Below are 22,209 nucleotides of genomic sequence, written 5' to 3' on the forward strand. Positions count from 1 at the left end.
CTTACCCCGGCTGCCCGGGCAGCACTGCCCGGAGATAGGCGGCGCGGTCCAGCAGCTGCGCCGCCGCGTCGGCCACATAGTCGCTGACCGGCCGCGCGCATACCGTCAGCGCGACATTGCCCGCCAGCAGCAGTGCGCAGCAGGCCAGCTTGCGCGCGTCGGGCCGCACGCGCACGCGTGCCGCGCCGGGATGGTCTTCGTCGAGGTATTCATCCCCTTCCGGCACGCGCTCCGCATCATGCGGCAGCCGCCACAGCAGCCGCGTGCCGGTGCGGGACACGGCAATCAGCAGCAGCAGGCCCGACACCAGCACCGCGGGCCACAGCGCCGGCACCCACGGCGCCGGGGTCGCGCGCAGGACCATGAGCTTGCCGAGGAAGCCCGACAGCGGCGGCAGCCCCACCGCTGCCACCACGCCCACCAGGTACAGCAGCCCGGCCAGCCGCGAGGCACTGACCGGGGGCCCGTCCTCGCGCGCCGGCTCCGGCTCCAGCGCGTCGGCCAGCAGGAACAGCGCGGCGGTACACAGCGTGGTGCTGAGCAGGTAGAACATCGCCGCGGCCCAGCCGGCTTGCGTCTGCATCGATACGCAGGCGGCCAGCAACCCGACCGATGTCACCACCAGGTAGCTGGTCATCGCGCGCAGCGTGCCGGCAGCGACCGCGCCCAGCGCGCCGACCGCCAGCGTGACCAGCGCCAGCACGAACACCCAGTCATGCAGGAATGGCCCCAGCAGCCCCTGCGGGCCGCCGAAGATCAGCGCATCGCAACGCAGCATCGCGTAGATGCCGACCTTGGTCATGATGGCAAACAGCGCTGCAACCGGGCCGGTGGCGCTGGCGTAGGCGCGCGGCAGCCAGAAATACAGCGGGAACAACGCCGCCTTCAGCGCAAAGACCAGCATCAGCATGGCGCCGGCAGCCACCGCCAGCGGCAGGTCCTGGGCCGGCAGGCCGGCCAGGCGCAGGCCGAGGTGCGCCATGTTCAGCGTGCCCGACAGCCCGTACAGCACGCCGACCGCCACCAGGAAGAACGACGACGCCACCAGGTTCAGGATCACATAGTGCAGCCCGGCGCCGATGCGCGCCCGCCCTGCCCCATGCACCAGCAGTGCATAGGACGCGATCAGCAGGATCTCGAAGAAGACGAACAGGTTGAACAGGTCGCCCGCCAGGAAGGCGCCGTTCAGGCCCATCAGCTGGAACTGGAACAGCGCATGGAAATGCCGGCCCTGCCGGGCGGTGCCCTCTCCCGCCGCCGCCAGCGCGGCGACGGCCAGCACCACGGTCAGGGCCAGCATCATCGCGCCGGTGCGGTCCATCTGCAGCACGATGCCGAACGGGGCGGACCAGTTGCCCATCGCATAGACCGCAATCTCGCCGGTAGCCGCCTGGCGCAGCAGGTGCACCGCCACTGGCGCCAGCAAGAGCGTGGCCACGGCGCAGACGATGCGCTGCGCGCGCAGCCGCTGGGCCGGCATCGCGGTCAACAGCGCACCGGCAAACATGGGGATCAGGATGGGCAGCAGCACGGCGTGGTTCATGGCCGCGGCTCCTGATTGCCGCCATCGGGATCGCGCCCCTCCGGCTGGCCGGCGGCGTCGACATGGTCGCTGCCGGTCAGCCCCAGCGAGCGCAGCGCCAGCACCACCGCGAACGCCGTCATGCCGAACGCGATCACGATGGCGGTCAGCACCAGCGCCTGGGGCAAAGGGTCGGCGTAGCTGGCGCCCGCCACGATCACCGGCGGCCGGCCGATCGACAGGCGCCCCATGCCCAGCAGGAACAGGCTGACCGCATACGACAGCAGCGTCAGCCCCAGCACCACGGTGAAGACGCGCTCGCGCAGCAGCAGGTAGATGCCGCCCGCGGCCAGGATGCCGATGGTGATGGCGTAGAGCGCGGCCATCAGGCGTCCTCCGCGGCCTGTGCCGGCGGCAGGTTGCGCACACCCAGGTGCGATACGATCACCAGCGTGGTTCCCGTCACAGTGCAGAAGACTCCCAGGTCAAAGATCATCGCCGTGGCCAGCTCCACCTCGCCGATGCCAGGTATGTGGAAATGCCCGAAGGCAGTGGTCAGGAACGGATAGCCGAAGGCCAGGCTGCCCAGCCCGGTCAGGCCCGCCAGCAGGATGCCCGCGCCGGCAATGGCGCGATAGTCCGGCGCAATGCGCGCTTCGGTCCAGCGCACGCCGCTGGCAACGTACTGCAGCAGCAGCGCCACCGAGGTGATTAGCGCCGCGACAAAGCCGCCGCCCGGCAGGTTGTGCCCGCGCAGCAGGATATAGACCGCCACCAGCAGCGTCAGCGGCAGCATCAGCCGCGCCAGCATGGCCAGCAGCAGCGGATGCGCCTGGCTGGTCCACGGCAGGCCATCGGGCGCTGCCGACGGCGTGTCCAGCCGCATGCCCTTGAGCAGCGCCTGCACCGCCAGCCCTGCGATCAGCAGCACGCAGATCTCGCCCATGGTGTCGAAGCCCCGGAAATCCACCAGCAGCACGTTGACCACGTTGTGCCCGCCGCCGCCCGGCACGGACTGGTCGATGTAGAAGGCAGACACCGGGTCATAGGGCCGCGTCATCACGGCGTAGGCCGCCATCGCCAGCAAGGTGCCGCCGCCAAGCGCCAGCACCAAATCCCGCCCGCGGCGCGCCGCCCCGGCGCGCTCCGGCGTCTCGCGCGGCAGGTAGAACAGCGCCAGCACCAGCAGCAGGATCGTCACCACCTCCACCGAGATCTGCGTCAGCGCCAGGTCCGGTGCGGAGAACCGCAGGAATGCCATCGACACCATCAACCCGCAGCCGCCCAGCAGCACCAGCGCGAACAGCCGCTGGCGGTGCGTCACCACCACGCCCACCGCGCACAGCCCGAGCAGCGCCAGCGTGGCGGCGCCGATCAGGTCGATGGCGCCCGCCGGCACGCTGCCACCGAGCCATTCCAGGTCAGCCAGGAAGTATGCCGGCACGGCCAGCAGCGCCAGCAGCATCCAGGCGACATAGGTCTGCAGCGAGCCGTTCTCCAGCCAGCGCGTGACGGCCGCGGCAAAGCGTTCCAGCGCATGCATGCCATGCTCGAATGACTGGCGCGCGCTCAGGTGGCTGATCGCGTGTTGCAGGCGCCGCAGCGCGTCGCGGCGCAGGAAGAACAGCGCCGCGCCCCCGCCCATCGACACCAGGCTCATCAGCAGCGGCAGGTTGACCCCGTGCCACAGGTTCAGGCTGTACTCCGGCAGGGGCGCGCGCAGCGTGGCCAGCGAAGCCGCCGCCAGCAGGTCGCCCACCGTATAGGCCGGCACCAGACCGACCACCAGGCAGATCACCACCAGGAACTCCACCGGCACCTTCATGAAGCGCGGCGGCTCGTGCGGCGGGTAGTGGGGCACGTCGGGCTGCCGGGCGCCGAAGAACACGCCGTAGATAAAGCGCAGCGAATAGGCCATCGTCAGCGCCCCCGCCAGCGTCGCCGCGGTCGGGATCACCCAGTTGAAGTCGCCCAGCAGGCCCTGCGCCAGGGTCTCGCCGAAGAACATTTCCTTGCTGAGGAAGCCGTTGAACAACGGCACCCCCGCCATCGACAGCGATGCCACGATCGCCAGCACCGCGGTGTGCGGCATATAGCGCGCCAGCCCGTGCAGGCGGTCCAGGTCGCGCGTGCCGGTTTCATGGTCGATGATGCCGGCCGCCATGAACAGCGACGCCTTGAACACCGCGTGGTTGATGATATGGAAGATGGCCGCCACCGTGCTGAGCTGGGTATCGAGCCCGAACAGCAGCGTGATCAGGCCCAGGTGGCTGATGGTGGAATAAGCCAGCAGCCCTTTCAGGTCCCGCTGCAGCAGCGCCAGGCCAGCGCCTACGATCAGCGTGGCCAGCCCCGTCATGCTGACCAGGTAGAACCAGCTGTTGGTGCCGTCCAGCACCGGATAGAGCCGCGCCAGCAGGAACACGCCGGCCTTGACCATGGTGGCCGAGTGCAGGTAAGCCGAGACCGGCGTGGGCGCTGCCATGGCATGGGGCAGCCAGAAGCTGAACGGGAACTGCGCTGACTTGGTGAAGACCGCCAGCAGGACCAGCACCAGCATCGGCAGGTATAGCGGGTGGTGCTGCACCTTGCCGGCCTGCGCGAGCACCTCGGACAGCTCGAAGCTGCCGCAGATATGGCCCAGCAGCAGCACCCCAGCCAGCAGCGCCAGCCCGCCGCCGCCCGTGACCGCCAGCGCCATGCGCGCGCCCTGGCGCGCATCGGTGCGCCATGACCAGAAGCCGATCAGCAGGAACGAGAGGATGCTGGTCAGCTCCCAGAACACCACCAGCAACAGCAGGTTGCCGGCCAGCACCACGCCCAGCATGGCCGCCATGAACAGCAGCAGCAGGCAGAAGAAGCGCACCGCGGATTCATTGCGCGCGAGGTAGTAGCGCGCGTACAGGATCACCAGCAGGCCCACGCCCAGCACCAGCAGCGCAAACAGGAACGACAGGCCATCCAGCCGCAGCGACAGGTCCAGCCCGAGCTGCGGCAGCCACGCCACGCGCCAGTCCAGCGCATGTCCCGGCGGTTCGAAGACCGCGCCGCGCAGGCTCAGCAGCAGCACCAGCGCTGCCAGCGGCAAACCGATGACGACAGGCGCCAGCAAGCGCGCGGTCCGCATGCCGATCAACCACGCCAGCGCCGCGGCCAGCAGGGGCAGCGCGATCAGCAGCACCAGCGCCATGCGCCCCCCTCAGCCGTTGCCCGGGATCACGGCCGGCCTGTGCCGGCCGTCGATGCGCCGGGCGGCAAGCCGGGCCGATGGTGCTTGTCTTGCAAATGGGGCGGTGGTCATGGGCCAGGTCCTCTATGCGGGCAGTCTTGCCCCCTACTTTCCGGATTCTGCCGGCATTGCGCAAGTCATGCTTGCCTTATTACGCGGCGCACGAAAGAATTCATCGCTTTGCTGGAAGAATCTGAATACGCGCGGCGATGGCGCGTGCTGCGCAGCAGCGAGGGCGCGTAGTACCCGTACCCTTCGACAATGCATGGCTGACAGGACACCCATGAAGCGGCCTTTGTTCCTTGCGATGGCAGTGATACTCGCGTTTGCCGCGGCCGTCTTGCCGATTGCGGCCAGCATGCGCGTGGCCGAAGAGGAGGTCGCCCGGCGCGAGGTGGCGCAACTGCAGATGTTTGCCAATGCTGCCGTCGCCCGCATGGAGATGGTCATGGCAGACGCCACTGGCGCGCTGCACGAAATGGAAGGCCTGCCCGACGCGCCCTGCTCCGACGGCAACCTGGCCAGCCTGCGGCGCATCACCTTCACCTTCCACCACCTGCGCGATACCGGGCGCTATGCCGGCAATTACCGCTTGTGCTCGGCACTGCTGGGCGACGTCTTCCGGCGGCATATGACATTGCCCGAGCCGGACTGGCGCGACACTCAGGGCTTCGAATACTGGTTCGACCTCGACAACCCGTTTGGCGCGCCCGGCCCTTCCATGCTGGTAGGGCGCCACGGCCATTACGTATCGGTCGACCCCAAGTCATTCGTCGACATCGTCGAGCTCGATGGCCGGTACATAGGCGCAGTCAATACTGCCACGGGCGTCTTCATCGCCACCACCACCGGCTCCGACGTGGCGCAGATGGCGCGCGAATACCAGCGCAATGCCAACGGCGCCGACGAACTCGACAATCCCGGCAGTTCCGTGCGCCGTTCCCCTCGGATTCCGTTCGCGGCCGTGGCCCTGGCACCGCCCACCGGGCTGCTGGCCACCTGGCCGATGCTGGTAGGCTCTTTCGTCGTGGCGGGGCTGGCGATCGGCGTGCTGCTGGCCGCGCTGGTGTTTCGCGCCATGTCGCGCCGCCTGACCATGGAGGGCGCGCTGCGCAACGCCGTGCGCCGCCGCCGGCTGGAGGTGCACTACCAGCCGATCGTCGCGCTGGAAGATGGCCGCTGCGTGGGCGCGGAGGCGCTGCTGCGCTGGAAGCGCGACGGCCAGCCGGTGCCGCCCGACCTGCTGATCACGCTGGCGGAGCAGACCGGGCTGATGCCGCAGATCACTGACCACGTGCTCGACCGCGCCATCGCGGAGCTGGGCCCGCTGCTGCGCGCCAGGCCCGGCTTCTATGTGTCGATCAATGTTTGCGCGGACGATGTCAGCTCGCCGCGTTTTCTCGACGTGCTTACCGCGCGCCTGCAGGGCACCGGGATCGCGCCCCGGCAGATCCGCATCGAGATCACTGAACGCAGCTTCCTGCACGCCGAGACCGCGCTCGAAGTGATCCAGGCCTTCCGCGATGCCGGGCATCCGATCTACATCGACGACTTCGGCACCGGCTACTCCAGCCTGTCCTACCTGCAGGTATTCAAGGTCGATGTGTTGAAGATCGACAAGTCCTTCATCGACACCATCGGCCGCGAGGCAGCATCCAGCACCGTGGCGCCGCACATCATCGCCATGGCCGAGGCGCTGGGCTTCGAGGTCGTGGCCGAGGGCATCGAGCATGAAGACCAGGCGCGCTTCCTGCGCGAGCGCGGCGCGCAGTTCGGCCAGGGGTGGCTGTATTCACGCGCCTTGCCGGCAGACGGCCTGCAGGCGTACCTGGCATCCCGGCGTGCCCCTGAGCGGTGACGCGCCGCGAGACGACGGCAGTGCATCCCTGATGCTTGCCGAACGCTTCCTCGCCGATGGCACCTCGCGGCGATAATCCCCGCGTGCCCGGGCCGGTTGTAATATGCCTGTTCCAGCTTATCGCCATCACGCCTGCGCGCGCCGAAGCCGGCACGCGCAGCCATCTTCAGGAGACGCCCGTCCAATGAGCGAAGCGCTTTGTCTTGCCAGCGCCGCCGAGCTGCAGCAGCGCATCCGGCGCAAGGAAATCTCGCCGGTGGAACTGACCGCCGCGGTGCTGGCGCGCGCCGAGCGGCTGCAGCCGGTGCTGAACTGCTTTATCACGCTGTGCGCGGACGAGGCCATGGCCGCGGCGCGCGCGGCGGAAGCGGAAGTGATGTCCGGCCGGCCGCTGCCCCCGCTGCATGGCATTCCTTTCACCGCCAAGGACATCGTCAACACGCGCGGCGTGCGCACCACCTTTGGCGCCGTGCCGATGCGAGACAACGTGCCGGCCGAAGACGCCGTGGCGGTGGCGCGGCTGCGCGCGCAGGGGGCGATCCTGGTCGGCAAGACCACCACGCCGGAATTCGGCTCCAAATGCCTGACCGATTCGCCGCTATTCGGGCGCACCCGCAATGCCTGGCACGCCGCACGCACCAGTGGCGGCTCCAGCGGCGGCGCCGCGGTGGCGGTGGCCAGCGGCATCGCGCCGCTGGCGGTGGCAACCGATGGCGGCGGCTCCACGCGCATTCCTGCCGCCTGCAATGGCGTGGTGGGCATCAAGCAGAGCCAGGGGGTGATTCCGCACAGCCAGGCGCAGGATCTGTTCGGCAACCAGACCTACGTGACGCCGACCACGCGCACGGTGGCCGACACCGGCCTGATGCTGCAGGCCATGGCCGGCGAGCATGTGTGCGACCCGTGGTCGATCGGCGTGCCCGCCGCCGACTACGTGGCCGCCGCGCAGCCGCAGGGCGACTTGCGTGGCCGGCGCATCCTGTATTGCCTGGCGCCGCCGGGCCGCCCAGTGTCGGCGGACGTGGCGCGCGCGTTCGAGGCCAGCCTGGACAAGCTGCGCGCGCTAGGCGCCGAACTGGTGCCGTTCGGCGGCGAAGGGTTCGACGTCGAACCCATCTGGCGTGCGATCAACCACACGGTCTGGCGCACGCGCTTTGCGCCGATCGTGGCGCAGCACCGCGAGGCGCTGAGCCCGACCTTCGTGCGCCAGGTGGAATCGGCCGCCGCCTTCACCGCCGTGGAATACCAGCAGGCGATGTTCGAGCGCTCGCAGCTGTTCCTGCGCGTGCAGGCGCTGCTGGGGCGCGCCGACCTGCTCGCCATGCCCACCATCACACGCACCGCACTGCCACTGGAGCAAGACCTGTTCGGCCAGATCGAAATCGATGGCCAGGACTATCCCGATGTGCGCGCGAACTGGTTCCCCTGGACCATGCCGTTCAATATGACGGGACATCCGGCCATCAGCCTGCCCTGCGGCTTTGGCAGCGACGGGCTGCCGATCGGGCTGCAGCTGGTCGGGCAGTTCCGCGGTGACGCGCAGCTGCTGCGTGCGGCGGCCTTGTACGAATCGGTCCATGACCTCACGGGCCAGTGGCCCACCCTGCCCTGACACCCTCTCAACATCGTTCCCTGACTGCCATGACTCATCAAGTCCGATTGACGCGCCGGCTGCTGGCCATGACCGCTGTCGCCGCCGCCACCTTCGCCATGACCGCGCCGGCCGGCGCGGCCGATGCCGAGCCGATGCATATCATTGTCGGCTACGCCCCGGGCGGCGCCGCCGACAGCCTGGCGCGCCTGTATGCCGAGCAACTGCGCCAGGACGGCCACGGCACGGTGGTGGTCGAAAACCGCCCCGGAGCCTCGGCGCGCCTGGCGCTCGACTACGTGAAGCGTGCCAGGCCCGATGGCAAGACCGTGTTCATCGGCCCCTCGCCCCTGTTCACCATCTTTCCGCTGACCTACAAGAAGCTGTCATACGACGCCGACAAGGATCTGGTGCCCGCGGCGGTGCTGACCGATGTGCCGACCGCGGTCGCGACCGGCGTGCAGCAGCCTTACCAGAACATGAAGGAATACGTGAGCTGGGCCAGGCGCAACCCGGGCGGCGCCAGCCTGGGCCTGGCCACCATCGGCAGCGCCGGCCACCTGGGCACGGTGGCACTGGGCAAGGCCGAAGGCATCGCCATCACGCCCGCGCCGTATCGCGGCGCGTCGCCGATGCTGGTGGATGTGGTCAGCGGCAATGTGTCGATCGGCTGGGATGCCGTAGCCAGCATGATGCCGCTGTACAAGGGCGGCAAGCTGCGCTTCCTTGGGGTGAGCGGTACGCGCCGCGCCAAGGCGCTGCCCGAAGTGCCCACCATGAAGGAACAGGGCTTCAGCCAGTATGACCACGCCACCAGCTGGTACGGCGTGTTCGTGCCTGCTGGCACGCAGCCTGACGTGGTGGCGCAGGTGGAAAAGATGTTCCTCGCCGCCTCGGCCAACGCCGCCACCGTGGCCAAGCTGGAAGCGCTGGGCCTGGAAGTGGTGGCGCGCCCCGGCCAGGAAGGCCGCCGCCGCATCCAGCTGGAACGCGCCGCGTGGAAGCCGATCGTGGAGGCGACCGGCTTCCAGGCCGAGGACTGAGGCCCGGCCCAGCCCTCAGGGCTTGGGCCGCACCGCGTCAGCGGTTCCCTGGATAAAGGCCTTGATCTTCTCGACGTCGTCCGGCGTCAGCTTGCCGGTAAAGTCCGGCATGCCGCGCGCCATCGCCGGCCCCTTGAAGACCACCTTGTCCAGGTTCTCGATATAGGCCGCATCAATATAGCCCAGGTTAGGGATATTGCCGCCGCGGTCCACGCCGGGCACGCCGTGGCACAGGGCGCAGTTGCTGACGTACAGGCCGGTGCCCGCCTTGACCTGCGCCGGGTCATATTTCACGCCCTGCAGCAGCCTGGCGGCGCGGTACTCGGCAAAGGCCGGCAGCGGCGCCTTGCCGCCGAGGGCGAAGGTGTAGACCGTGCCCGGCCCCTGCCGGTTGGTGGCGCGCTGGGCCTGCCCGTAGACCCCGCCCCAACCCACTGCCACCGACACATACTGCTTGCCGTTCAACTCGAAGCTGACCGGCGCCGCCACCACGCCGGTGCCGGTGGGCGACTCCCACAGCTTGTCGCCGCTGCGCGCGTCATAGGCGACAAAGCGGCCGTCGGCGGTGCCCTGGAACACCAGGTTGCCGGCGGTGGTCAGCGTGCCGCCGTTCCACGGCGACACATGCTCCTGCGTCCACGCCGCCTTCTGCTGCACCGGATCCCAGGCGATCAGCCGGCCAAAGGGCTTGCTCTTGGGCGGCTCGGCGTTCAGGAACTTGGCGGTGTTCCAGCCCACGTTGCCATGCGGGGTGCCGGGCTTGCCTTCATTGAAGTTCCAGGTCTTGTCGTCCATCAGGTTGATCGGCACGTTCTGCGCCGGCAGGTAGACCAGCCCGGTCTGCGGGTTGAACGACATCGGATGCCAGTTGTGCGCGCCGTACGGCCCGGGGACCGAGTCATAGGGCTTGTCGGTGGCGCGCGCCTCGGGTCGCTCGATGGGGCGGCCATTGGCGTCATAGCCGGTGGCCCAGTTCACGTCGACAAAGTTCTTTGCCGAGATGAACTTGCCGTTGGTGCGGTCGATGACGAAGAAGAAGCCGTTCTTGGGCGCGTGCAGGATGACCTTGCGCATCTGCCCGTCGAGCTTCAGGTCGGCCAGGATCATCGGCTGCGCCGAGGTGTAGTCCCAGTTGTCGCCCGGGGTCTCCTGGTAGTGCCAGACATACTTGCCGGTATCCGGGTTGAGCGCGACGATCGAGGCCAGGTACAGGTTGTCGCCGCCGGCCGGACTGCGCTTGCTGTGCGACCACGGCGCGCCGTTGCCGGTGCCCACGTACATCAGGTTCAGTTCGGGGTCGAAGGCCAGCGTGTCCCAGGCCGTGCCGCCGCCGCCCGCCTCCCAGTACTTGCCGCTGGGGTCCCAGGTCTTGGCCGCCGCGGCCATCGACTCATCCTCGAACGGCCTGGAGGGGTCGCCCGGCACCGTGAACCAGCGCCACTTCTGCTCGCCGGTGCCGGCGTCATAGGCGGTGATGTAGCCGCGCACGCCGTATTCGGCGCCGCCGTTGCCGATGATGACCTTGCCCTTGAACACGCGCGGCGCGCCGGTGATGGTGTACGAGTACTTGCGGTCGATGATGGTGTCCTTCTCCCACTGCTTGCGGCCACTGGCGGCATCCAGCGCGATCAGCCGGCCATCGTAGGCGGCCACGAACACCTTGCCCTGGTACAGCGCCACGCCGCGGTTGACCACGTCGCAGCAGCCGCGATAGCCGAGCGAGCGGTCCACCTTGGGGTCGAAAGTCCAGAGCCGCTTGCCGGTGCGCGCATCGACCGCATGCACCACGCTCCATGACGCGGTGACGTACATCACGCCGTCCACCACCAGCGGGGTTGCCTCCACGCCGCGGGTCGACTCCAGGTTGTAGGTCCACACCAGGCCCAGGTCGCGCACGTTCGCGGCATCGATCTGCCTGAGCCGGCTGAAGCGGGTCTCGGCATAGTCCAGGCCATGGCTGGGCCAGTCGCGGGCGGTGCTGGCGTTGGCACTGATGAAGGCGCCGTCAACCTTGGCTGCCGCATTGCGCGGCGCCGCGGCGCCGGCGGGCAAGACCTGCACCACCAGCGCCAGGGCCGCTGCCAGGAGGCCTGTGGCGCGCCTCATGGTGCGGCGGGTGTGCATTGCAACATCGGGGGCAACGGGGTCCGTCGCCTGCTTCAACGCATGGCTCATGTCGTCTCCTGTAGAGCATTCTTGTTGGAATTCGGGACTGCAGGATTACGGAACTGCGCGATGCCGGTCGGTGGCCGGGGCCTATAGATAATCGGTGAGCGATTCGATTATGGGTACAGGGATTACCCGCGGAAAGTCGTGCAGCCGGCGCAAGGCGGCTGGCGTCCCGAGCCTGTCGGGCGATATGTGCCGGATATTACTGATGAAGAAATGAATATTGGACGGTGTAGGCACGCCTCGCTTAGCCTTGGCGCCAAGGCAGGCAGCCAGCCAGCCAGCCAGCCCACATCCCCGTATCCGGAGACACCACCATGAGCAACTTCCTTCTCTACGAGCAGCAGGACCACATCGTCACGCTGACGATGAACGAGCCCGAGCGCCGCAACCCGCTGACCGGCAATACCGCCGTGGCGGAGTTCCTGGCCGCGATCGACCGCATCCACGGCGACCGCAGCGTGCGCGCGGTGGTCATCACCGGCGCGGGCACGGCGTTCTCGTCGGGCGGCAATATCAAGGACATGGAACGCCAGGCCTCCGGCGCAGTGCCGGGCATGGAAATCCGCCAGGACTACCGCTGCGGCATCCAGCGGCTGCCGCTGGCGCTGTTCAACCTGGAAGTGCCGGTCATCGCCGCGGTCAATGGCGCGGCCATGGGCGCGGGGCTGGACCTGGCCTGCATGTGCGACATCCGCATTGCCTCGGAGCGCGCGCAGTTTGCCGAGTCCTTCGTCAAGCTCGGCATCATCCCCGGCGATGGCGGCGCGTGGCTGCTGCCGCGCGTGATCGGCCTGTCGCGGGCGGCCGAGATGACCTTCACCGGCCAGCCGATCGATGCCAGGCTGGCGCTGGAATGGAACCTGGTGTCGCGCGTGGTCGCGCCCGAGGCGCTGCTGCCCACGGCATATGAGCTGGCCGGCCGCATCGCCGCCAACCCGCCGCACGCGGTGCGACTGGCCAAGCGCCTGATGCGCGAGGCCATGCATACCCGCCTGGATACGCTGCTGGAACTGTCCGCCGGCTTCCAGGCGCTGTCGCACCAGACTGCCGACCACCGTGAGGCGGTGCAAGCGTTCCTGGATAAGCGCACGCCGGTTTTCACGGGGAACTGAGCTGCAGCAGCCAGGCAGACTGCTGTGCCGCTCAGCCTGCCACGCCCAGCGCTCCCTCTACATTGCGCACCAGGCTCACCAGGCGCGGGCCGATGTCCTCCTCCATCTGCTTGCTCTGCTGGCTGAACACCGGCACCGAGGCGGCAAAGATCCACGCCTCGCCGTCGCGGCGGGTGCGCATCGGTACGGCAACCGATTCCACCTCGCGGTGCAGGTCGCGGTGGCCGCGGCAGAAGCCGTGTTCTTGTAGGTCGCTGGCGGCGTCAGCCAGGCGCTCCTGCAGCCAGTCAGCGCGCTGCGGATCGGCGGCGCGGAGCTGGGCGAGATAGGCCTCGCGCTCGGCCTCGCTCAACAGCATCAGGTAGCCGCGTCCGGACCCTGTGCGCGAGACCGACACGCGCGTGCCGACCTCGGGCCGGAACACATGGCTGCCCACGCCCTGGGCGATCTCGACGTAGGTCAGCGCATTGCCGCTGCCGACGATCAGCTCGACCTGCCCGGCGATATGGTCGGCCAGCTCCTGCATGGCCGGTCGCGCCAGCTGGCGGATCGTCATGCGTGCCAGCGCGGGCGCGGCCAGGTTGATCAGCCCGACCCCGGGCACGTAGCGCGACAGGCGCTCTGAATAATGCAGCAGGCCCAGCTCGCACAGGGTATCGAGCAGCCGGAACAGGGTCGGCTTGGCCAGGCCGGTGCGCTCCATCAGCTCGCGGCTGCTCAACTCCTGCACCGTTGGGGAAAAGCAGTTGAGGATCGAAATGCCACGCGCCAGCGCGCTGACAAGGCGCGCTTCGCCGTCGGCATCGGCGGGCGGCGGGGCCAGGGAGCCGTGTGGTGCATTCGTCATGTTATTGCCTGAATTCAAGGTTTTTTGATACGAGCGTCTCAAAACCCGGATGTTGCCCTTCGTTTTTTCCAAAGTCAAACCGGGTTATTTGGGTTTACACGACGCTTTTCCGAAGACAGAATCCCAATTCATCGTATTGGACGATCACATTTCGGTACGGACGTCTCAATATCCCAGCCACGACTCGCAACGCTCAGCTTTTTCAGGAGACACCCCATGCAACAAGCCGTCATCGTCGACGCCATCCGCAGCCCGATGGGCCGCTCCAAGCCAAGCTCGGCCTTCACCGAACTCCATGCCACCGAGTTGCTGGCGCAGGTGCTCAAGGGCCTGGTCGAGCGCAACAAGCTGGACCCGGGTTTGGTCGACGACGTCATCACCGGCTGCGTGACCCAGGCGGGCGAGCAGTCCGCCGGCCCGGGCCGGGTGGCGTGGCTGGCGGCAGGCTTTCCTGACCACGTGCCGGCCACCACCATCGACCGCAAGTGCGGCTCCAGCCAGCAGGCGGTGCATTTCGCCGCGCAGGGCATCATGGCCGGCGCCTATGACATCGTCATCGCCTGCGGCATCGAGTCGATGAGCCGCGTGCCGATGGGCTCGGCCCGCATCGGCCAGAACCCGTACGGCCCGTCGATGGAAGCGCGCTATGCGCCGGGGCTGGTCTCGCAGGGTGTCGCGGCCGAGCTGGTGGCCGCCAAGTACGAACTGTCGCGCCACGACATGGACAGCTACTCGGCCCACTCGCACGAGCTGGCCGCAGCCGCGCGCGAAAGCGGCGCCTTCCGCCGCGAGATCCTGGGCATCAGCACGCCCAACGGGCTGGTCGAGCAGGATGAAACCATCCGCCCGGGCACCTCGGTGGAGAAACTGGGCACGCTGCAGGCCTCGTTCCGCAACGACGAACTCAGCGCGCGCTTCCCGCAAATCGGCTGGAACGTGACCGCGGGCAATGCCTCGCAGATCAGTGACGGCGCCTCCGCCATGCTGCTGATGAGCGAGTCGATGGCGCAGCGCCTGGGCCTGAAGCCGCGTGCGCGCTTTGTCGCTTTCGACGTGTGCGGCGACGATCCGGTCATGATGCTGACCGCCCCGATCCCCGCCAGCCAGCGCGCGATCAAGAAGAGCGGCCTGAAGCTCGACCAGATCGACCACTACGAGATCAACGAAGCCTTTGCCTGCGTGCCGCTGGCCTGGCAGCGCGCGCTCGGCGCCGACCCGGCACGCCTGAACCCGCGCGGCGGCGCCATTGCGCTGGGCCATCCGCTGGGTGCCTCCGGCGTGCGGCTGATGACCACCATGCTGCATGCACTGGAAGACAGCGGCCAGCGCTATGGCCTGCAGTCGATGTGCGAGGCCGGCGGCATGGCCAACGCCACCATCATCGAGCGCCTGTAAGCGGCGCCTCCTACCGAACAACGTATCCAGTCAAGGAGACAAAGCATGAAACTGACCAATATGTCCGCCGTCGTGACCGGCGGCGCTTCCGGCCTGGGCCTGGCCTGCGTGCGGCGCCTGGTGGAACGCGGCGTCGACGTCGTGATCGCCGACCTGTCGGAAGAGCGCGGCAATGCCGCCGTCGACGAGTTCGGCGGCAAGGTCCGCTTCCTCAAGGCCGACGTGACCGACACCGACCAGATGAACGCCGTCTATGACGCCGCCGAAGCCATTGCCCCGCTGCGCGCGCTGATCCATTGCGCCGGCCTGGGCGGCCCGGTGCGCGTGGTCGAGAAGGACGGCTCGCCGGGGTCGCTGGAAAAATACGAGTCGATCGTGCGCATCAACCTGATCGGCACCTTCAACGCGCTGCGCCTGGGTGCCGCGCGCATGGCCAAGAACGAACTGATCGACGGTGAGCGCGGCGCGTGCGTGCTGACCGCGTCGGTGGCCGCCTACGAAGGCCAGATCGGCCAGATCCCTTATGCATCGGCCAAGGCCGGTATCGTCGGCATGACCCTGGTGGCCGCACGCGACCTGGCACAGCGCGCGATCCGCGTCTGCACCATCGCCCCGGGGCTGTTCGACACCCCGCTGCTGGCCAAGCTGCCGGAGAACGTGCGCGCCTCGCTCGGCGCCATGGTGCCGCACCCGCCCCGCCTGGGCGCACCGGATGAATACGCGTCCACCGCGCTGCACATCCTGGAGAACCCCATGCTCAACGGCGAAACCATCCGCCTAGACGGCGCCATCCGCATGGCACCGCGCTGAGCTGTGCGCTGCACCGATACCGACTTCTGACAAGGAAACCGCATGAGCGACACGCTGCAACTGGAAACCCACGGCAATACGCTGCTGATCACCATGAACCGGCCCCAGGCGAAAAATGCCATGGACTTCGAGACCGCGACCGCGCTGGCCGCCGCCATCGACCAGCTGGAAAGCCGCGACGACCTGAGCGTGGCCATCCTGACCGGCGCGGGCGGCACCTTCTGCTCGGGCATGGACCTGAAGGGCTTCCTGGAAGGCAAGCGCCCCAGCCTGCCTGGCCGCGGCTTTGGCGGGCTGACCGAGAAGCCGCCGCGCAAGGTGCTGATCGCCGCGGTGGAAGGCTATGCGCTGGCCGGCGGCTTCGAGCTGGCGCTGGCGTGCGACCTGATCGTGTCGTCGAAGGCGGCCAAGTTCGGCCTGCCTGAAGTCAAGCGGGGGCTGGTGGCCGGCGCCGGCGGCCTGATGCGCCTGCCGCGCCGCGTGCCGTACCACATCGCCATGGAATACGCGCTGACCGGCAATATGCTGGGCGCCGAGCAGGCTCACGCCTATGGGCTGATCAACCGCCTGACCGAAGCGGGCCAGGCGCTGGCAGGCGCGCTGGCGCTGGCCGACGAGATCGGCGCCAACGGCCCGCTGGCGGTTGCGGTCAGCAAGCAGATCGTGGCCGAGTCCGCCGACTGGAGCGCCGAGGAGATGTTCGAGCGCCAGCGCCCGCTGCTGGCGCCGGTGTTCACCTCGGCCGATGCCCGCGAGGGTGCCGCCGCATTCGCCGAGAAGCGCAAGCCGGTGTGGACGGGCAAGTGATGGCGCACGCCAGGCGGAGGGCATCGATGTCATCCGTCCTGCGCTAGTGGACTACAGAACGGCCGGCCGCAAGCCGGCCGTTCGCACATTCCAAGCAGCACGCAGACCAGAACATGGAGGAGACCCATGAAACACAAGCTGCCAGAATCGCTGTTCAACACGTCCGCGGCCCTGCTGCTGGCAACCGCCGCCGCCATGCTGCCGCTGGCGGCCAGCGCCGCGGCCTGGCCTGAGCGCCCCATCACCATCATCGTGCCCGGCGCGCCGGGGGGCACCACCGATATTCCGACACGGCTGGTGGCGCAGAAGCTGTCGGCCATCCTGGGCCAGCCGGTGGTGGTCGACAACAAGCCCGGCAGCGGCGGCATCATTGGCACGCAGGCCTTCATGCGCGCGGCGCCGGACGGCTACACGCTGCTGGTCGGCAATACCGGCTCGCACGCGATCAACTACAGCGCCTACAAGCAGTTGTCCTACCAGCCGCAGGATTTCCTGCCGCTGACGGACCTGATCTCGTTTGCCAACGTGCTGGTGGTCGGCGCGCAGTCGCCGGTACGCAGCGTGGCCGAGCTGATGGCGCAGCTCAAGCAGTCCCCGGGCAAATATTCCTATGCTTCGGCCGGCATCGGGCAGACCACGCACCTGACGGCGGAGCTATTCCGGCTGCGCACGGGCACCGAAGTGATTCACGTGCCGTACAAGGGGTCGACACCAGCCACGACCTCCGTGCTGGCGGGCGAAACCACCTTCATGTTCGACAACCTGACGCAGGCGCTGCCGCAAATCCGCGCCGGCAAGCTGCGCGCGCTTGCGGTGACCAGCGCCGAGCGCCTGCCGGCCCTGCCGGACGTGCCGACGATGGCGCAGGCCGGCGTGAAGGATTTCGTGGTAATGGGCTGGCTGGGCTTCTTTGCGCCGGCCAAGACCCCGCCGGCCGTTGCCGCCACCCTGCAGGAAGCGCTGGGCAAGGCCATGCGCGACCCCGAGGTGGTGGCCAGGTTCCGCGACATGGGCGGCATTCCGGGCGGCGAACCGCAGCCGAAGTTCGCCGCGCTGGTCAGCGGCGACATCAAGCGCTGGGGCGAGACCATCCGGGCATCCAAGGTCAGCCTGGACTAGCCAGGCGCGGGGCCGCCTTCGGCAAAGCGGAAGGCGGACCCGCCCAAAGCCAAATTGACACGGTGGGACCCGGGGCATACCCTCGCCCTACCCTGCGGTATATTCAGCGCACGCTTAAATGTAAAGACATGGAAAGCGCCCCGGGGCTCACAACGATAACGACAACGACGAGACCACACCGTGCCCACCCCCACCGCGCCTTCCCGCTACGAAGCCCTGCGCCCGGCCTTGCCGATCCTGATCGGCGCCTCCTTGATGCTCAGCCTGGCCATGGGCCTGCGCCAGAGCCTTGGCATCTTCATGCCGCCGCTGACGCGGGACCTCGGCATCTCGGTATCGGATTTCACCATCGCCATCGCGGTACAGAACCTGGCGTGGGGCCTGCTGCAGCCGCTGGCCGGGGCCTGGGCCACGCGGATCGGCTTCCGGCCGCTGATGCTGGCCGGCTCGCTGCTCTATGTGACCGGACTGGTGCTGCTGGCGACCGCGCACAGCATGGTCGGCGTCACGCTGCGCGCGGGCGTGGCCATTGGCGCATCGATGGCCTGCACCGGCAGCGCCCTGGCGATGGCGGTGGCGGCGCGGCCGGTGTCGGCGGCGCTGCGCAGCACGGTGCTGGGGCTGGTGTCTGGCGCGGGCTCGCTGGGTGCGCTGCTGGCGGCGCCGATCGGGCAGATGGTGACGCAGGCCTACGGCTGGCGCACCGGGCTGGCAGCGTTCGTGCTGCTGGCGCTGGTGATGCTGCCCGCGGCGTGGTTTGCCGGGCGCGTGGACCGGCTGCCGCTGGTGTCGCCCGCAGGGCGCGGCCAGGACAGCGCGCGTGAAGCGCTGGGCACCGCGCTGCGGCATGCGCCGTTCGTGGTGATGGCGCTGGCGTATTTCGTCTGCGGCATGCAACTGGTGTTCCTGACCACGCACCTGCCGTCGTATCTGGACGTATGCGGCATGGACCCGATGCTCAGCGCGCAGGCGTTGGGCGTGATCGGCGGCTTCAACGTGCTGGGCAGCATCTTCTTCGGCTGGGCCGGCGGCCGCTTCAACAAGCTGATGCTGCTGGGCGGCATCTATACGATTCGCTCGCTGGCGCTGACCTGGTACTTCTCGTCGGCGCCCACGCCGCAAAGCACGCTGGTGTTCGCCGCGGTGATGGGCTTCCTGTGGCTGGGCGTGGCGCCGCTGGTATCGGGCTGGATCGCCGAGACCTTCGGCCTGCGCTGGCAGGCCATGCTGGGCGGCGTGGCGTTCTTCAGCCACCAGATCGGCAGCTTTCTCGGCGCCTTCGGCGGTGGGCTGGTCTACGACGCGCTGGGTTCCTACACCGTGGCGTGGCAGGTCGGCGTGACCCTGGGGCTGGCCGCGGGTCTGGCGCAAATTGCATTTGCCGTGGCCACGCGGCGGCAGCCGCCGCTGATGGCCACGTCCTGAAACACTGTGCCGGGCCGCCCCGAACGGGGGATGCGGAGGGCGCGCTTAGCACCTAGCATGGATCCTGAGTGGTCCGGTCTTGGATCCTCAGGCCTTTTCAAGCCCGCCCCGCGCGGGTCTTTTTATGGTGCTTCGCTGAATTGGGTGGCACGCGCGCCAAGCCCTTCCCCGGCCCATACCAATATGCGCCCCCCGCCGGCGCCACAGACAGCCCCCAACACGTACAATCTCGGCTTTCCTTCCCGTCCCACCCGCTGCCATGACCACCCTCGGAACGCCTCTCTCCCCCTCTGCCACCAAAGTGATGCTGCTCGGCTCCGGCGAGCTGGGCAAGGAAGTGCTGATTGCACTGCAGCGCCTGGGTGTGGAAACCATCGCCGTCGACCGCTATGACAATGCACCCGGCCAGCAGGTAGCCCACCACGCGCGCACCATCGCCATGAGCGACCCGGACCAGCTCAAGGCGCTGATCGAGGCGGAAAAGCCGCACCTGGTCGTGCCCGAGATCGAGGCCATCGCCACGCCCATGCTCGAAACCTTGGAAGCCGCCGGCACCGTGCGCGTGATCCCCACCGCCCGCGCCGCGCGCCTGACCATGGACCGCGAAGGCATCCGCCGCCTGGCCGCCGAATCGCTCGGCCTGCCGACCAGCCCGTACAAGTTCTGCGATTCGCTGGATGAACTGCAGGCTGCCATCGACGGCGGCATCGGCTACCCGTGCGTGGTCAAGCCGGTGATGAGCAGCTCCGGCAAGGGCCAGAGCAAGATCGACGGTCCCGATGGCGTCAAGGCGGCCTGGGACTACGCAATGGCCGGCGGCCGCGTCAGCCACGGCCGCGTGATCGTGGAAGGCTTTATCGATTTCGACTACGAGATCACGCTGCTGACCGTGCGCGCCATGGGCGCCAGCGGCCAGGTGGAAACGCAGTTCTGCGCCCCGATTGGCCACGTCCAGGTCAGCGGCGACTACGTCGAGAGCTGGCAGCCGCAGCCGATGCACCCCGCCGCGCTGGAAACCGCCCAGCGCATTGCGCAGGCGGTCACGGCAGACTTGGGCGGCATGGGCCTGTTCGGCGTGGAGCTGTTCGTCAAGGGTGAGCAGGTCTGGTTCAGCGAGGTCAGCCCGCGTCCGCACGACACCGGCATGGTCACCATGGCCACGCAATGGCAGAACGAGTTCGAACTGCATGCCCGCGCCATCCTGGGCCTGCCGGTCGACACCACGCTGCGCAGCCCCGGCGCCAGCGCCGTGATCTACGGCGGCGTGGATGCCCAGGGGGTGGTCTTCGATGGCGTGGACCAGGCACTAAGCGTGCCTCAGACCGAGGTGCGCCTGTTCGGCAAGCCCGAGAGCTTCATCAAGCGCCGCATGGGTGTGGCGCTGGCCTACGCGGACGATGTCGACACCGCCCGCACCCGCGCCAAGGAAGCCGCCAGCCGCGTGCGTCCGCGCGCGGTCGGCTGAGCGTCAGGCGCAGCTCAGATCGGATGGCTGCCCGCGGCGGCGCCGTGGGCAGGGGCATGATGGACGGTGGCCTGTGCCGCCGCCACCTGCGCCGCGGCCAGCACCGGCGAGATGCGCACGCCGGTCAGATCCGCGCCTGACGGCGCCTGGTACAGGCGCAGGCCCAGCTCGGGCAGGATCGCCAGCAGGTGGTCGAAGACATCGCCCTGGATGCGCTCATAGTCCATCCACGCAGTCAGCGCGGTAAAGCAGTAGATCTCCACCGGGATGCCCTGCGAATCGGGCTCCATCATGCGCACGTTCAGCAGCAGGTCGTGGTGGATCTCCGGGTGCGCCTTCAGGTAGGCAATGCCATAGGCGCGGAAGGTGCCGACATTGGTCAGCCGGCGCCGGTTGACCGGGTCATTGCCGGCGGCAATCAGCAGGCGGTTGGCCTCGTCGACCTCGGCCTGCTTCTCCTCCAGGTAGTCGTGCAGCAGCCGGAAGCGCATCAGCGCCTGCACTTCCCGGTCCTCCAGAAAGCGCACGCTGCCCGCATCCAGCCGCAACGTGCGCTTGATGCGCCGCGCGCCGGATTCGAACATCTGCCGGTAGTTGCGGTAGCTCTCGGAGAACAGCTTGTAGGTCGGCACCGTGGTCACGGTGTTGTCCCAGTTCTGCACCTTGACCGTATGCAGGGCGATGTCCTTGACGTAGCCGTCGGCATTGCACTGGGGCATCTCGATCCAGTCGCCGATGCGCAGCATGTCGTTCGAGGTCAGCTGGGTACTGGCCACCAGCGACAACAGCGTGTCCTTGAACACCAGCAGCAGCACCGCCGACAGCGCACCCAGGCCGGACAGCATCCACAGCGGCGAGCGGTTGATCAGGATCGACAGCACCAGCACCGAGCACACCAGCCCCAGCCCGAGCCGCCCCACCTGGATATAGCCCTTGATCGAGCGCGTCTGTGCCTCGCGGCTGCTGGCGTATACGTCCTGCCAGGCGCTCAGCACGCCGCCTAGCATCAGGAAAAAGCAGATCCACAGGCCGGCATGGGCCAGGCGCTCGATGGCCAGCGCATAGCGGCCCATGTGCGGCACTTCGCCAATGCCGACGGTGATCACCGCGAACCCGACCGCATAGCCGAAGCGCCGATAGGCACGATAACGCGTCAGCGCCTTGCTCCAGGGGGCCTTGCCCCATACCGTCAGCAAGCGATGGGCGATACGCGACATCACGTGGCCGAACAGCCACTGAGCCACCACGGCGATCAGCACCAGCACCAGCAGGTACGAGGCAATCTGGGCCCATGGATGGGCTGGAATACGTTGCTGGAACAGCGCCAGCAGGACATCGAAACTCATGGAGGGGCGACTTTATAGCCAGTGGCTTGGCCAGATAGTGTACAGAACGTGTCCGCCACACCCCGAATCCGAAACGGATTCCCCCCAAGGTCCTACGCCGGCAGCAGCTTCAGCCCGCCAATCCCGACAAAGATCAGCCCGATCAACACCAGCCGCATCGGCGCCGCGCTTTCGCCCAGGAACAGGATGCCGATCACCGTCACCCCGATCGCCCCGATCCCGGTCCAGATTGCGTAAGCCGTCCCGACCGGCAAGTGCCGCAGCGCCGCGCTGAGCAGGAAGATACTGGCCAGCGCCGCCCCGATGCCCAGTGCTGTCGGCCCGGGCCGCGTCCAGCCGTCGGTATGTTTGAGCGCCAGCGCCATCACGATCTCGATCAGGCCCGCCAGCACCAGCAGCATCCACGCCATTGCCATGTCTTTCATCCAGGTGTGCCGCCCGACACCCATTGCCGGGCACGCGACGCCA

Annotated in this window: 17 protein-coding genes; 10 read left to right on the top strand and 7 right to left on the bottom strand. The window is 68.2% G+C overall.

All coding sequences use genetic code 11. The features are described 5' to 3' along the window. Position 1: 1 nt before the first annotated feature. The 3 genes from KB879_RS21710 to KB879_RS21720 are packed head-to-tail and all read right to left on the bottom strand — an operon-like array spanning position 2 to position 4,712. Positions 2–1,543: a monovalent cation/H+ antiporter subunit D gene (locus KB879_RS21710; RefSeq protein WP_153956260.1), complete on the bottom strand. Its 1,542-nt coding sequence runs from the start codon at positions 1,541–1,543 to the stop codon at positions 2–4. Continuing rightward, on the bottom strand, positions 1,540–1,908 hold the full coding sequence (locus tag KB879_RS21715) for a Na+/H+ antiporter subunit C (RefSeq protein WP_013956831.1): 369 nt from the start codon (positions 1,906–1,908) through the stop codon (positions 1,540–1,542). Before KB879_RS21715 ends, KB879_RS21710 begins: the two co-directional genes overlap by 4 nt. Continuing rightward, positions 1,908–4,712, bottom strand: a complete 2,805-nt coding sequence (locus KB879_RS21720) for a monovalent cation/H+ antiporter subunit A (RefSeq protein ID WP_211979750.1) — start codon at positions 4,710–4,712, stop codon at positions 1,908–1,910. Before KB879_RS21720 ends, KB879_RS21715 begins: the two co-directional genes overlap by 1 nt. Positions 4,713–5,034: 322 nt before the next feature. Between KB879_RS21720 and KB879_RS21725 the strand changes: the two genes are divergently transcribed. From KB879_RS21725 to KB879_RS21735, 3 genes are all read left to right on the top strand, one after another. Next, entirely contained in the window at positions 5,035–6,609 is a 1,575-nt protein-coding gene (locus tag KB879_RS21725; RefSeq protein ID WP_211979751.1) for an EAL domain-containing protein, read from the top strand. Between the two features lie 184 nt (positions 6,610–6,793). Then, the gene (locus KB879_RS21730) at positions 6,794–8,221 is read left to right on the top strand and encodes an amidase (protein ID WP_153956257.1); all 1,428 of its coding nucleotides are present in this window, start codon (positions 6,794–6,796) and stop codon (positions 8,219–8,221) included. Positions 8,222–8,289: 68 nt separating this feature from the next. Continuing rightward, entirely contained in the window at positions 8,290–9,243 is a 954-nt protein-coding gene (locus tag KB879_RS21735; RefSeq protein WP_114135356.1) for a tripartite tricarboxylate transporter substrate binding protein, read from the top strand. A gap of 15 nt (positions 9,244–9,258) precedes the next feature. On the opposite strand, the gene KB879_RS21740 is transcribed toward KB879_RS21735, so the two are convergent. Next, on the bottom strand, positions 9,259–11,418 hold the full coding sequence (locus tag KB879_RS21740; RefSeq protein ID WP_013956836.1) for a PQQ-dependent dehydrogenase, methanol/ethanol family: 2,160 nt from the start codon (positions 11,416–11,418) through the stop codon (positions 9,259–9,261). A gap of 311 nt (positions 11,419–11,729) precedes the next feature. Here KB879_RS21740 and KB879_RS21745 point away from each other — a divergent pair, with 311 nt between their 5' ends. Then, complete coding sequence (locus KB879_RS21745) at positions 11,730–12,527, top strand: crotonase/enoyl-CoA hydratase family protein (RefSeq protein WP_010812087.1); 798 nt, start codon at positions 11,730–11,732, stop codon at positions 12,525–12,527. Positions 12,528–12,558: 31 nt separating this feature from the next. Here KB879_RS21745 and KB879_RS21750 read toward each other — a convergent pair whose 3' ends face one another. Next, positions 12,559–13,374 (bottom strand): IclR family transcriptional regulator, encoded by an 816-nt coding sequence (locus KB879_RS21750; RefSeq protein WP_211979752.1) that lies wholly within the window; start codon positions 13,372–13,374, stop codon positions 12,559–12,561. A gap of 216 nt (positions 13,375–13,590) precedes the next feature. Between KB879_RS21750 and KB879_RS21755 the strand changes: the two genes are divergently transcribed. From KB879_RS21755 to purT, 6 genes are all read left to right on the top strand, one after another. Further along, positions 13,591–14,769 (top strand): thiolase family protein, encoded by a 1,179-nt coding sequence (locus KB879_RS21755; protein WP_211979753.1) that lies wholly within the window; start codon positions 13,591–13,593, stop codon positions 14,767–14,769. A 45-nt stretch (positions 14,770–14,814) separates the two neighbouring features. Next, the gene (locus KB879_RS21760; RefSeq protein ID WP_013956840.1) at positions 14,815–15,579 is read left to right on the top strand and encodes an SDR family NAD(P)-dependent oxidoreductase; all 765 of its coding nucleotides are present in this window, start codon (positions 14,815–14,817) and stop codon (positions 15,577–15,579) included. A gap of 42 nt (positions 15,580–15,621) precedes the next feature. Beyond that, positions 15,622–16,386 carry a crotonase/enoyl-CoA hydratase family protein gene (locus tag KB879_RS21765; RefSeq protein ID WP_153956254.1) on the top strand — a complete coding sequence of 255 codons (765 nt, stop codon included), beginning with the start codon at positions 15,622–15,624 and terminating at the stop codon, positions 16,384–16,386. A 126-nt stretch (positions 16,387–16,512) separates the two neighbouring features. Beyond that, complete coding sequence (locus tag KB879_RS21770) at positions 16,513–17,505, top strand: tripartite tricarboxylate transporter substrate binding protein (RefSeq protein ID WP_211979754.1); 993 nt, start codon at positions 16,513–16,515, stop codon at positions 17,503–17,505. Between the two features lie 180 nt (positions 17,506–17,685). Continuing rightward, entirely contained in the window at positions 17,686–18,930 is a 1,245-nt protein-coding gene (locus tag KB879_RS21775) for an MFS transporter (protein WP_211979755.1), read from the top strand. A gap of 259 nt (positions 18,931–19,189) precedes the next feature. Then, positions 19,190–20,395 (top strand): formate-dependent phosphoribosylglycinamide formyltransferase, encoded by a 1,206-nt coding sequence (gene purT / locus KB879_RS21780; RefSeq protein WP_080569540.1) that lies wholly within the window; start codon positions 19,190–19,192, stop codon positions 20,393–20,395. A gap of 14 nt (positions 20,396–20,409) precedes the next feature. On the opposite strand, the gene KB879_RS21785 is transcribed toward purT, so the two are convergent. Both KB879_RS21785 and KB879_RS21790 read right to left on the bottom strand, forming a co-directional pair. Next, positions 20,410–21,741 (bottom strand): mechanosensitive ion channel family protein, encoded by a 1,332-nt coding sequence (locus tag KB879_RS21785; protein WP_013956845.1) that lies wholly within the window; start codon positions 21,739–21,741, stop codon positions 20,410–20,412. A gap of 92 nt (positions 21,742–21,833) precedes the next feature. Then, positions 21,834–22,151 carry a multidrug efflux SMR transporter gene (locus tag KB879_RS21790; protein WP_018313582.1) on the bottom strand — a complete coding sequence of 106 codons (318 nt, stop codon included), beginning with the start codon at positions 22,149–22,151 and terminating at the stop codon, positions 21,834–21,836. Positions 22,152–22,209 lie beyond the last annotated feature (58 nt).

It is taken from the genome of Cupriavidus sp. KK10 (genome assembly GCF_018223725.1).
In the GTDB taxonomy this organism is placed as follows: Bacteria; Pseudomonadota; Gammaproteobacteria; order Burkholderiales; family Burkholderiaceae; genus Cupriavidus; species Cupriavidus necator.

Excerpts from the sequence above, each read along its gene's own strand:
- KB879_RS21750 (WP_211979752.1), bottom strand. The coding sequence starts at position 13,374 with ATGACGAATGCACCACACGGCTCCCTGGCCCCGCCGCCCGCCGATGCC.
- KB879_RS21785 (WP_013956845.1), bottom strand. The coding sequence starts at position 21,741 with ATGAGTTTCGATGTCCTGCTGGCGCTGTTCCAGCAACGTATTCCAGCC.
- KB879_RS21770 (WP_211979754.1), top strand. The coding sequence starts at position 16,513 with ATGAAACACAAGCTGCCAGAATCGCTGTTCAACACGTCCGCGGCCCTG.
- KB879_RS21735 (WP_114135356.1), top strand. The coding sequence starts at position 8,290 with ATGACCGCTGTCGCCGCCGCCACCTTCGCCATGACCGCGCCGGCCGGC.
- KB879_RS21755 (WP_211979753.1), top strand. The coding sequence starts at position 13,591 with ATGCAACAAGCCGTCATCGTCGACGCCATCCGCAGCCCGATGGGCCGC.
- KB879_RS21730 (WP_153956257.1), top strand. The coding sequence starts at position 6,794 with ATGAGCGAAGCGCTTTGTCTTGCCAGCGCCGCCGAGCTGCAGCAGCGC.
- KB879_RS21745 (WP_010812087.1), top strand. The coding sequence starts at position 11,730 with ATGAGCAACTTCCTTCTCTACGAGCAGCAGGACCACATCGTCACGCTG.
- KB879_RS21790 (WP_018313582.1), bottom strand. The coding sequence starts at position 22,151 with ATGGCGTGGATGCTGCTGGTGCTGGCGGGCCTGATCGAGATCGTGATG.
- KB879_RS21765 (WP_153956254.1), top strand. The coding sequence starts at position 15,622 with ATGAGCGACACGCTGCAACTGGAAACCCACGGCAATACGCTGCTGATC.
- KB879_RS21725 (WP_211979751.1), top strand. The coding sequence starts at position 5,035 with ATGAAGCGGCCTTTGTTCCTTGCGATGGCAGTGATACTCGCGTTTGCC.
- KB879_RS21710 (WP_153956260.1), bottom strand. The coding sequence starts at position 1,543 with ATGAACCACGCCGTGCTGCTGCCCATCCTGATCCCCATGTTTGCCGGT.
- KB879_RS21760 (WP_013956840.1), top strand. The coding sequence starts at position 14,815 with ATGAAACTGACCAATATGTCCGCCGTCGTGACCGGCGGCGCTTCCGGC.
- KB879_RS21740 (WP_013956836.1), bottom strand. The coding sequence starts at position 11,418 with ATGAGCCATGCGTTGAAGCAGGCGACGGACCCCGTTGCCCCCGATGTT.
- KB879_RS21720 (WP_211979750.1), bottom strand. The coding sequence starts at position 4,712 with ATGGCGCTGGTGCTGCTGATCGCGCTGCCCCTGCTGGCCGCGGCGCTG.
- KB879_RS21715 (WP_013956831.1), bottom strand. The coding sequence starts at position 1,908 with ATGGCCGCGCTCTACGCCATCACCATCGGCATCCTGGCCGCGGGCGGC.
- purT (WP_080569540.1), top strand. The coding sequence starts at position 19,190 with ATGACCACCCTCGGAACGCCTCTCTCCCCCTCTGCCACCAAAGTGATG.